The sequence below is a fragment of the Streptomyces sp. NPDC019224 genome (genome assembly GCF_040632605.1).
In the GTDB taxonomy this organism is placed as follows: domain Bacteria; phylum Actinomycetota; class Actinomycetes; order Streptomycetales; family Streptomycetaceae; genus Streptomyces.
In genome coordinates this window covers 25,650-35,604 of record NZ_JBEYCF010000065.1, presented here as the reverse complement: position 1 = coordinate 35,604, position 9,955 = coordinate 25,650, and the positions used below count along the sequence as shown (strand labels likewise).

Sequence of the window (9,955 nt, the reverse complement as noted above, 5' to 3'; positions counted from 1 at the left end):
CCCCGCGCTGGGCGCGCGCCGGGCCCCCCCCCCCCCGGCCCGCGCGGCGCGCCGGCGCCCCCCAGCCGCCGTACGGCGGCTGCGGGGCCCTTCTGCTGCCCGGAGGCGGGCCGGGACGACCCGAGGAGGCCGGGGGTCAGTCGTGCCAGGCTCCCAGCTCCTCCAGGAGGGCCTGGAGCGGTTCGAAGACGCCGGGGGGTGCGGCCACGGTCAGTTCCCCGTCGGCCGGCCTGCCCGGGCGTCCGCCGGTGAGGGCGCCGGCCTCCCGGGCGATGATGTCGCCCGCGGCCAGGTCCCAGGGGTGCAGGCCGCGCTCGAAGTAGCCGTCGAGCCGGCCGGCGGCCACGTCGCAGAGGTCGATCGCGGCGGAGCCACCGCGCCGGATGTCCCGCAGCCGCGGGATCAGCTCGCGCGCCACCTCGGCCTGGTGGGCCCGGACGTCGGCGACGTAGTTGAAGCCCGTGGCCACCAGTGCCTCGGCGAGCGGGGCGGCCTGCCGGCACCGCAGCCGGACGTCCTTGTCGCCGTACGTCCCGCCGGTGACGAAGGCACCTCGGCCGCGGAGCGCGAAGTACGTCTCGCCGCGCATCGGGGCCTCCACCACACCGGCGACCCGCTCGCCGTGCACCTCGATCCCGATGGAGACGGCCCAGGACGGCAGCCCGTAGAGATAGTTCACCGTGCCGTCGAGCGGGTCGATCACCCAGCGCACGCCGCTGCGGCCCTCGGCGGTCGTGCCGCCTTCCTCCCCGAGGTAACCGTCGAGGGGGCGGCGGTCGATCAGGTACTCGGTGATCAGCTTCTCTGCGGCGATGTCCATCTCGGTGACGACATCGACCGGGCTGGACTTGGTCGCGGCGACGCCCAGTCCTTCCGGGCGCCCGTCGCGCAGCAGCCGGCCGGCGAGTTCCGCGGCTTCCCGTGCGAGGTCGAGCAGAGTGTCCAGCGGCGGGTCGGCTTCGGTCACGGCGCTCCCTAAGAGGTTGAGAAGGGTCGGGTCGGGGAAAGGCTCGGGCTTACGCGTAGGGGCTGTCGGCGCCCGCGGCGGCGGGCTTGGGGGCTCGGGCCGGGCAGCAGCCCACCGGACACAGGTCGTGGCTCGCGCCGAGCGTCCCGAGGGCGCACCGCTGCGGCCCGCGGCCCTGTTCGGCGGCGGCCCGCTCCAGGACGAGGTCGCGCACGGCCGCGGCGAACCGGGGGTCGGCGCCGACCGTCGCGGAGCGGCGCACCGGCAGACCCAGCTCGGCGGCCTTGGCGGTGGCCTCGGTGTCGAGGTCGTAGAGGACCTCCATGTGGTCCGAGACGAAGCCGATGGGCGCCATCACGACGGCGGGGACCCCCTCGCCGTGGAGGGCTTCGAGGTGGTCGCAGATGTCGGGCTCCAGCCACGGGATGTGCGGGGCGCCGCTGCGCGACTGGTAGACGAGCCGCCATGGGTGGGCGACACCGGTCCGCTCGCGCACCGCGTCCACGATCAGCCGGGCCACGTCGAGGTGCTCGGCGACATACGCGCCGCCGTCCCCGTGGGCCTCCACGGGGCCGGAGGTGTCGGCGGCCGAGAGCGGGATGGAATGCGTGGTGAAGGCCAGGTGCGCGCCCGCGCGCACCTCGTCGGGCAGGTCCGCCAGCGAGGCGAGGACGCCCTCCACCATGGGCTCCACGAAGCCGGGGTGATTGAAGTAGTGCCGTAGTTTGTCCACGCGCGGCGCGGGAAGACCCTCGGCCTCCAGGGCGGCCAGGGACTCCGCGAGGTTCTCGCGGTACTGCCGGCAGCCGGAGTACGAGGCGTAGGCGCTGGTCGCCAGGACGGCGATGCGGCGGTGGCCGTCGGTGACCATCTCGCGGAGCGTATCGGTGAGGTAGGGGGCCCAGTTGCGGTTGCCCCAGTACACGGGCAGGTCCAGTCCGTGTACGGAGAAGTCCTTGCGCAGCGCGTCGAGCAGGGCCCGGTTCTGGGCGTTGATCGGGCTGACGCCCCCGAACAGGAAGTAGTGCTTGCCGACCTCCTTGAGCCGTTCCTCGGGGATGCCGCGGCCGCGGGTCACGTTCGCGAGGAACGGAACCACGTCGTCCGGGCCTTCGGGTCCGCCGAAGGAGAGCAGGAGCAGGGCGTCGTAGGGGGCGGGATCGCGCAGATCGGACATGACGTCGATCCTGCCACCCCCACCGGGACCGGGTCCCACCGACATCCGGGCCGGGTGCGCGGCCGGGCCCGCGGGAGCGGCTGGAGAGGTGGATGCACAGGCGGGAACCGTGAGTATGATCCCCCTCCGACCGGCCGGTGACCCGTGGTTCCCGGCCGGTCGAAGCGCCGGCCGGGCGGGCCGGTTCCCAGGGAAGGGCGCGGGGAAGATGACCGAGACCTACGCACGGACGACGGCGACGGGCCCATGGCGCAACTGGGCGGGGAACATCACCGCCCGGCCTGCCGGGATCGTGTCCCCCGCGTCGGTGGACGAGCTGGCCGAGACGCTGCGCAGGGCGTCGGAGGACGGACTGCGGGTGAAGCCCGTCGGCACCGGCCACTCGTTCACCGCGACCGCGGCCACCGACGGGGTGCTGATCCGGCCCGATCTGCTGACGGGCATCCGCGAGATCGACCGCAAGGCGATGACGGTGACGGTCGAGGCGGGTACCCCGCTGAAGCGGCTCAACACCGCACTGGCCCGCGAGGGCCTCTCGCTCACCAACATGGGCGACATCATGGAGCAGACGGTCGCCGGGGCCACCTCCACCGGGACGCACGGCACCGGCCGTGACTCGGCGTCCATATCGGCGCAGATACGGGCCCTGGAGCTGGTCACCGCGGACGGCACGGTCCTGACCTGTTCCGAGACCGAGAATCCCGACGTGTTCGCCGTGGCGCGGATCGGACTCGGCGCCCTGGGCGTCATCACCGCGATCACCTTCGCCGTCGAGCCGGTCTTCCTGTTGACCGCCCGCGAGGAGCCGATGGGCTTCGACCAGGTCACGGCCGACTTCGGTCAGCTCGTGGCCGAGAACGAGCACTTCGAGTTCTACTGGTTCCCGCACACCGGGAACTGCAACACCAAGCGCAACAACCGCAGCTCCGGTCCCGCCGCCCCGCCCGGCAAGGTCAGCGGCTGGATCGAGGACGAGCTGCTGTCCAACGGCGTCTTCCAGGTCGCCTGCTCGCTGGGCCGTGCCGTGCCCGCCGCGATCCCCTCGATCGCCAGGATCTCCAGCCGGGCCCTGTCGGCGCGTACGTACACCGACATCCCGTACAAGGTGTTCACCAGCCCGCGCCGGGTGCGGTTCGTGGAGATGGAGTACGCGCTGCCGCGGGAGGCCGCGGTCGAGGCGCTGCGCGAGGTGCGGGCGATGGTCGACCGCTCGCCGCTGCGGATCAGCTTCCCGGTGGAGGTGCGCACCGCGCCGGCCGACGACATCGCGCTCTCCACGGCCTCGGGCCGGGAGAGCGCGTACATCGCCGTCCATCTGTACCGGGGCACGCCCTACCAGGCGTACTTCACGGCGGTGGAGCGGATCATGACCGCACACGGCGGCCGCCCGCACTGGGGCAAGATCAACACCCGGGACGCCGCGTACCTCTCCGGCGTGTACCCGCGCTTCGGCGAGTTCACGGCCGTACGGGACCGGCTGGACCCGGACCGTCTGTTCGGCAACGACTACCTGCGCCGGGTGCTGGGCGACTGACCCGGCGCCACCGGACTCACTCCGCCGCCTCCGTTCCGGTGGGCGCCGGGGTGCTGTCGGTGGCCGTCGGAGCGGGTGCCGTGCTCTCGCCGCCGTCCGTGGCGCTCGGGGTGGGCGTGGGCGCGGGCTCGACGGCGCCGCCCGCCGGGTCCGAGGGGGTGGGCGCGGGAGTCGCTCCGTCGGCGGGGCCGTCGCTCGGGTCCTGCTGCGCTCCGGTGCCGTTGTCGTCCTGGCCGCCCGTGCCGGGCGTCGCCGTGCCCTCGTCCTGCTGGGCGGGGTCCGGCGCCTCCTGGTCGGGGACGGTGGTTTCGGCGGGCCCGGGCGTGGAAGACCCGGCGTCGCGCTCGCCGCGTACGACGGAGCCCACGGTCGTACCGTGGCCACCGCTCAGGTCGCTGCCGGAGATCAGCTCGTACGTGGTGATGCCGCCCATCGAGACCGCGAACACCACCGCCGCGCCGATGGCCGACCGCTTCCAGCCGCGCAGCCGGGTGCCGTGCGTGGTCGCCTCGGAGAACTCCTCGTCCGGTACGGGGACCGTCCCCGGCCTGCGCAGGACCGTCGTGGCGTCACGGCCGCCCTGATGCGGGAGCACGGCGGTCCCGTCGGCGTCGAAGCTGCGCAGCACGGTCGTGCCGTCCGCCGCGTCCACACGGCGCAGCACGGTCGTCGCGTCCGGCTCCACACGGCGCAGGAGGGTCGTCTCGTCCGCCTGCGCGTCCACGCGGCGCAGCACCGTGGTGGCGTCCTCCGCCGCTCCCAGCAGAACGGCCTCCGCCGCCGGGAACTCGCCGACGACGGCCCGGCCCGGCTGTCGCGCGCCCGTTTCGCGGGTGTGGACGGTCACCTCGCGGCCCGGATGCTTCACCTGGACGGTGACCTCGCGGATCTGCTCACCCGTACGGCGGAAGAAGTGCTGGAACACCGAGCCGCCGCAGGTGGCAACGACGCTCATGACCCCGGCCCCGGCGATCGTTCCGTACACGCCGAGCTGGGAAGCCGCGACGGCCGCCGCCACCGCCGCGACCGCACTGCCCGCGACCTGGGGCAGGCTCAGATCGATCCGCCTTTCGTTGGGTTCTGTATCGCTTTCCGGCTTCCGCACCATTTCCAGCCCTTGGTTGACATCTCTCCCACCATGCACCAACTAGGGACACACGAGCGAAGCCGAAAGTTCCGGTTGCGTGGATTCTGTGAAGCACGACACGGATCGCGGGCAGGCGGCGTCTGGAGGGGTAGGCCAACTCCCGCACCTCACGAGAACTTCGACGGCGCGGCGGTCCACCCACATGGCCCGAATGGAGTACTGTGGCGAGCCCTGGGGCCGGACACCCGCGCGGACGTCCGGAACCTTCGGGAGGGGGCCGAAGGAGGCACTCGATCCGGCGGCGCACGGCATCGCACGGCAGCCAGCTACGCGGAGTGACCATCGGTCACTTTGCGTTGCGCACGGGCTACCGTGGCATACAGGCGATCAAGGGCTCACGCCCGACACGCCGGGCAACACGGCAATGTTGTGGCAGGCTGCACCCGGGCAGGCCACACTCGACTAGCGGAAGCAGCGACGCACGTGACGTCGGCAGGCACCACCCGGGAGGTCCCCATGCCCGAACTGCGTGTCGTGGCCGTCTCCAACGACGGCACACGACTGGTGCTCAAGGCTGCGGACAGCACGGAGTACACGCTTCCGATCGACGAACGGCTGAGAGCCGCCGTGCGCAACGACCGCGCGCGGCTCGGCCAGATCGAGATCGAGGTGGAGAGCCACCTCCGGCCCCGCGACATCCAGGCCCGGATACGAGCCGGCGCCTCCGCGGAGGAGGTCGCCCAGTTCGCCGGGATTCCCGTCGACCGTGTCCGCCGCTTCGAGGGCCCCGTGCTCGCGGAGCGCGCCTTCATGGCCGAGCGGGCCCGGAAGACCCCGGTGCGCCGCCCCGGCGAGAACACCGGCCCCCAGCTCGGCGAGGCGGTGCAGGAGCGGCTGCTGCTGCGCGGCGCCGACAAGGAGACCGTCCAGTGGGACTCGTGGCGCCGCGACGACGGCACCTGGGAGGTCCTCCTGGTGTACCGGGTCGCCGGCGAGCCGCACTCGGCGAGCTGGACGTACGACCCGCCGCGCCGGCTGGTCCAGGCCGTCGACGACGAGGCGCGTTCGCTGATCGGTGAGACGGACGAGGTCGCGGCGCCCGAGCCCAGCTTCCCGTTCGTCCCCCGGATCGCCCGGCTGCCGCGCGACCGGCCGCTGGACCGCGCGCTGGACCGGCAGATCGAGCGCCCGGCCCCGCCGCCACCCCCGGAGCCGGAGGAGCGGGTCGCCGGCGTGACCGCGAGCGAGCGTGATTCGCTCACCAGCCTGCTGGAGGCGGTACCGAGCTTCCGCGGCGACATGGTCGTACCGGAACGGCCGGCTCCGCCCGAGCCCCCGGCGATCGAGCCGGCGGCGCAGGAGCCGGAGGCCGAGGAGCCGCCGGCCGCGTCGGCGGGTGCGGGCTCCGCGTACGCGGACGTCCTGATGCCGCGCGCGGTCGCCGGCCACCGCGACCGGCTGACCGGGACGACGGACCGCCAGGCCGAGGCGGACGGGGTCCGCCCCGGACGCCGGGCGGCGGTGCCCAGCTGGGACGAGATCGTCTTCGGCACGCGCCGCAAGAAGCAGGATTAGGGCATGCCCGGGAAGTCCCGACGTGCGCCCGAAGGGTGCGGCGCGCGCCAGGCGTGGCGGGCCGGACGGGATTTTGTGGAGGCCCCCCGGGACCCGGCAGCATGACGGGGGCCCGTACGCGAGCGCGTACGGGCCCTTGTGCGTCGTCCGGCCACGGACGGTCGTGCCGACTGTGCGACGGCGTGCCCTTACCTGGGGTCGGGGCCGGTGGCGACCGGGCGCGACTCGTCGGCGGACCAGTGGGACCAGGAGCCCGCGTAGAGGGCGGCCCGGTGCCCTGCGAGCTCCAGCGCCAGCACCTGCTGGGCCCCGGAGACGCCCGAACCGCAGTAGACGCCGACCTCCGTCGTGTCGCCGTCAACGCCCAGCCCGGCGAACCGGGAGGCCAGGCGGTCGGGGCTCAGGAAGCGTCCCTCCGGGTCCATGTTCTCGCCGGTCGGGGCGGAGACCGCGCCGGGGATGTGGCCGCCGACCCGGTCGATGGGCTCCACATCGCCCCGGTAGCGCTCCGCCGCCCGCGCGTCGAGCAGGACGCCCGAGCGGGCCAGGGCCGCGGCGCCGTCCGCGTCCAGCAGCGGCAGCGCGCCGGGGGCGGGCACGAAATCGCCCTCCGCGGGGGCCGGGGCCTCCTTCGACAGCTCCCCCGTCCAGGCCGCGAGCCCGCCGTCCAGCACCCGGACGTCACGGTGCCCCGCCCAGCGCAGCAGCCACCAGGCGCGTGCCGCCGCCCAGCCCTGACCGCCGTCGTAGACGACCACCGGGCTGTCCTTTCGTACCCCGGCACGGCGCATGGCCGCACCGAATGCGGCCGGGTCGGGCAGGGGGTGGCGGCCACCGTCGCCCGCCGGGCCGGCAAGCTCCGTATCGAGGTCGACGAAGACCGCGCCGGGGATGTGCCCCGCCTCGTAGTCGGGCCGGCCGTGCGGGCCGCCCAGCTGCCAACGTACGTCCAGGAGCACGGGCGGGCGCGGCCCCGCCAGTTCGCTCACACATTCGGATGCGGAGATGATGGGCTTCATGCGTGCCATCCTCGCGCAGACGCCCGGCCGTTCGTAACAACGGCGAAGCTCCCATACCACGACAAACCGGGCTCCCTGTGGCGTGATCCCGGAAAAGACGGCGCGGCCGGAGCGCATCCTGCGCCCGGTGGTGCAAGCATCTGCACGGGGCGTACACGACTCGCGCCGCATCACGGCGCGTCGGCCCCGTTTTCCCGTACGGCCACCACGATGGTCCGAGGAGAGTGACGATGACCGAGGCTGACGCTCGGCGTACACCCGGAACACCTTGCTGGGTGAGCCTGATCGTGCACGGCCTGCGCACGACCCAGAACTTCTACGCCGAGCTGTTCGGCTGGGAGTTCGGCCCCGGCCCCGAACAGCTCGGCCCGTATGTACGGGCGCTGATCGGCGGGAAGGAGGTCGCGGGCATCGGCCAGCTGCCGCCGGACCGCCACCTCCCGATCGCCTGGACGACCTACCTGGCCACCGACGACGCGGACCGGACGGCGGAGACGATCCGGGCCTGCGGCGGCACGGTCGGCGTCGGGCCGCTCGACGCGGGCGAGGCGGGCCGCATGGCCATCGCGTCCGACCCGGGCGGGGCCGTCTTCGGGATCTGGCAGGCCGCCGCGCACATCGGCACCGCGCTGGCGGGGGCGCCCGGCACGCCGGTCTGGAACGAGCTGGTGACCCGGGAGACGTCGACGGTCGCCAAGTTCTACCAGGCGGTCTTCGGCTACGAGACCAAGGCCGTCGTCTCGGCGGACTTCGACTACCAGACCCTGCACCTCCAGGGCCGCCCGGTGGCTTCCCTGCACGGCATCGGCCACGCCCTGCTGCGCGACCGGGGACCGCACTGGATGACGTACTTCGAGGTGGCCGACACCGACGAGGCCGCGCAGCAGGTGGCCGAGCTCGGCGGTCAGGTCCTGAGCCCGCCGAGAGAGAGCCCGAGCGGCAGAGTCGCGACGGTCGCGGACCCGGAGGGCGCGGTGTTCACGATCCAGCGCTCGGCGGAGGGCTGACGGCGATCCGCACCCCGCGCCAGGGCACGAGCTGGACGACGCCGAACGCCACTTCCGCCACCAGGAACAGCCAGAGCCAGTACGGGGCGCCGTGGGCCAGCGCGTACGCCTGCCACAGGGCGAACAGCGTACGGGCGAGACCGTCGTACAGGCCGTGCTCCGGCAGCGGCCGGAGAAGCCGCAGGAGCGCCCAGACGACCACCACCGAGCCCATCAGGTTCGCGTAGAGGGTTTCCATCGGGTCGAGGGCGGGCAGAGCGCCCGCCCCGACCGCCTCTCCGAGCCGGGACAGCGCACTGTGCACCAGCCTGTACGTCCACGGGGTGACGAAACCGGCGGTGACCACGAGGTCGTACCACGCACTCGCGCGTACCAGACGCGGATAGGCGGGGTGGGAGGGGGGCACGGTACGGATCAAGGCGGGGCTCCTGTCTGCTTCCTGGACGGACGCCCCGACCGTAAACAGTGGAGTACTGTCCAAGGTCAAGTCCGCGAGTCCGGGGAGTGGGAGAGCCATGCGTATCGGGGAGCTGGCCGCGCAGACGGGGCTGAGCAGGGACACCATCCGCTTCTACGAGAGAACCGGGCTGATCACCGGGCGGCGACTGGCCAACGGCTACCGCGACTTCCCGCCGGAGACGGTGCCCTGGCTCGCTTACGTGCGCACCGCGCAGACGCTCGGCTTCTCGCTGGCCGAGATCGCGCGCACCGGTGAGGAGCTGCGTGACTCACCGGACAGCGCCGAGGCTCTGTCCGCGCTGTTCGAGGAGAAGATCGCGGCGATCGACGCGCGGATGGCCCGGCTCGCCGCCCTGCGGGCCGACCTCGCCGCCCGCGTCGGCTCCGGGTGCCCGCTGCTCCGGGCGGCCGGCTGAACGGAGGCTGCCGTCAGGCGGAGGACACCGGCAGGACGTCCGGGGAGAGCGCGCCCGCCTGCGCGGACGCCGCGGTGGCGCGGCGGCGGTGATGACGGCGGCAGAGCACCTCGTAACCGACCTCGCCCGCCGGGCGGTTCACATCGCCGACGACGACCTGCGCGCCCTCGACGACCATCTCGCCGTCTATGGTCCGGGCGTTGTGCGTGGCGCGGGCACCGCACCAGCAGAGGGCTTCGACCTGGAGCTGTTCGATCCGGTCCGCCAGCTCGACCAGCCGCTGCGAGCCGGGGAACAGCCTGGTGCGGAAGTCCGTCGTGATGCCGAACGCGAAGACGTCCATCTCCAGGTCGTCCACGACCCGGGCCAGCTGGTCGATCTGGGCCGGGGCCAGGAACTGCGCCTCGTCGACGATCACGTAGTCGACCCGGCCCCCCTTGGACAGCTGGGCGACGAGATACGCGTAGAGGTCCATGCCCTCGTCCGCCTCGACCGCCTCCGTGACCAGGCCGAGCCGGGAGGACAGCTTCCCCTCCCCCGCCCGGTCGTCCCGGGTGAAGATCACGCCCTGCAGCCCCCGGGCCGAGCGGTTGTGGCCGATCTGAAGGGCCAGGGTGCTCTTTCCGCAGTCCATCGTTCCGGAGAAGAACACAAGCTCGGGCATGAGGGGTTGAGCACCTTTCGGGATGGGGGGAGAGCGGCGAAGCGGAGGTG

10 protein-coding genes are annotated in these 9,955 nt (G+C 73.2%); 4 read left to right on the top strand and 6 right to left on the bottom strand.

Annotation, left to right across the window (positions count from 1 at the left end; genetic code table 11):
• Nucleotides 1-136: 136 nt before the first annotated feature.
• Complete coding sequence (locus ABZ564_RS29425; protein ID WP_360862165.1) at nucleotides 137-946, bottom strand: inositol monophosphatase family protein; 810 nt, start codon at nucleotides 944-946, stop codon at nucleotides 137-139.
• Between the two features lie 70 nt (nucleotides 947-1,016).
• On the bottom strand, nucleotides 1,017-2,144 hold the full coding sequence (locus ABZ564_RS29420; protein WP_360862162.1) for a ferrochelatase: 1,128 nt from the start codon (nucleotides 2,142-2,144) through the stop codon (nucleotides 1,017-1,019).
• 208 nt (nucleotides 2,145-2,352) lie between these two features.
• On the opposite strand from ABZ564_RS29420, the gene ABZ564_RS29415 reads away from it, so the two are divergent.
• Nucleotides 2,353-3,678, top strand: coding sequence for a D-arabinono-1,4-lactone oxidase (locus ABZ564_RS29415; RefSeq protein WP_360862161.1), 1,326 nt, complete (start codon nucleotides 2,353-2,355; stop codon nucleotides 3,676-3,678).
• Between the two features lie 16 nt (nucleotides 3,679-3,694).
• Here the strand turns inward: ABZ564_RS29415 and ABZ564_RS29410 are convergent, their stop codons facing one another.
• Complete coding sequence (locus ABZ564_RS29410) at nucleotides 3,695-4,786, bottom strand: hypothetical protein (protein ID WP_360862160.1); 1,092 nt, start codon at nucleotides 4,784-4,786, stop codon at nucleotides 3,695-3,697.
• A gap of 495 nt (nucleotides 4,787-5,281) precedes the next feature.
• Between ABZ564_RS29410 and sepH the strand changes: the two genes are divergently transcribed.
• Complete coding sequence (sepH, locus tag ABZ564_RS29405) at nucleotides 5,282-6,340, top strand: septation protein SepH (RefSeq protein ID WP_360862159.1); 1,059 nt, start codon at nucleotides 5,282-5,284, stop codon at nucleotides 6,338-6,340.
• A 188-nt stretch (nucleotides 6,341-6,528) separates the two neighbouring features.
• Here sepH and ABZ564_RS29400 read toward each other — a convergent pair whose 3' ends face one another.
• On the bottom strand, nucleotides 6,529-7,359 hold the full coding sequence (locus ABZ564_RS29400) for a sulfurtransferase (protein WP_360862158.1): 831 nt from the start codon (nucleotides 7,357-7,359) through the stop codon (nucleotides 6,529-6,531).
• A gap of 230 nt (nucleotides 7,360-7,589) precedes the next feature.
• Between ABZ564_RS29400 and ABZ564_RS29395 the strand changes: the two genes are divergently transcribed.
• Nucleotides 7,590-8,366 (top strand): VOC family protein, encoded by a 777-nt coding sequence (locus tag ABZ564_RS29395; RefSeq protein WP_360862157.1) that lies wholly within the window; start codon nucleotides 7,590-7,592, stop codon nucleotides 8,364-8,366.
• Here ABZ564_RS29395 and ABZ564_RS29390 read toward each other — a convergent pair.
• Nucleotides 8,338-8,784 carry a hypothetical protein gene (locus ABZ564_RS29390; RefSeq protein WP_360862156.1) on the bottom strand — a complete coding sequence of 149 codons (447 nt, stop codon included), beginning with the start codon at nucleotides 8,782-8,784 and terminating at the stop codon, nucleotides 8,338-8,340. The two genes, ABZ564_RS29395 and ABZ564_RS29390, sit on opposite strands and share 29 nt — an antisense overlap.
• A gap of 97 nt (nucleotides 8,785-8,881) precedes the next feature.
• Here ABZ564_RS29390 and ABZ564_RS29385 point away from each other — a divergent pair, with 97 nt between their 5' ends.
• Complete coding sequence (locus ABZ564_RS29385; RefSeq protein ID WP_360862155.1) at nucleotides 8,882-9,241, top strand: MerR family transcriptional regulator; 360 nt, start codon at nucleotides 8,882-8,884, stop codon at nucleotides 9,239-9,241.
• 13 nt (nucleotides 9,242-9,254) lie between these two features.
• Here ABZ564_RS29385 and ABZ564_RS29380 read toward each other — a convergent pair whose 3' ends face one another.
• Nucleotides 9,255-9,905, bottom strand: coding sequence for a thymidine kinase (locus ABZ564_RS29380; protein ID WP_360862154.1), 651 nt, complete (start codon nucleotides 9,903-9,905; stop codon nucleotides 9,255-9,257).
• Between the last annotated feature and the right edge of the window lie 50 nt (nucleotides 9,906-9,955).

Coding starts and splice junctions, on each gene's coding strand:
- ABZ564_RS29415 (WP_360862161.1), top strand. CDS start 2,353: ATGACCGAGACCTACGCACGGACGACGGCGACGGGCCCATGGCGCAAC.
- ABZ564_RS29420 (WP_360862162.1), bottom strand. CDS start 2,144: ATGTCCGATCTGCGCGATCCCGCCCCCTACGACGCCCTGCTCCTGCTC.
- sepH (WP_360862159.1), top strand. CDS start 5,282: ATGCCCGAACTGCGTGTCGTGGCCGTCTCCAACGACGGCACACGACTG.
- ABZ564_RS29385 (WP_360862155.1), top strand. CDS start 8,882: ATGCGTATCGGGGAGCTGGCCGCGCAGACGGGGCTGAGCAGGGACACC.
- ABZ564_RS29410 (WP_360862160.1), bottom strand. CDS start 4,786: ATGGTGCGGAAGCCGGAAAGCGATACAGAACCCAACGAAAGGCGGATC.
- ABZ564_RS29400 (WP_360862158.1), bottom strand. CDS start 7,359: ATGAAGCCCATCATCTCCGCATCCGAATGTGTGAGCGAACTGGCGGGG.
- ABZ564_RS29380 (WP_360862154.1), bottom strand. CDS start 9,905: ATGCCCGAGCTTGTGTTCTTCTCCGGAACGATGGACTGCGGAAAGAGC.
- ABZ564_RS29395 (WP_360862157.1), top strand. CDS start 7,590: ATGACCGAGGCTGACGCTCGGCGTACACCCGGAACACCTTGCTGGGTG.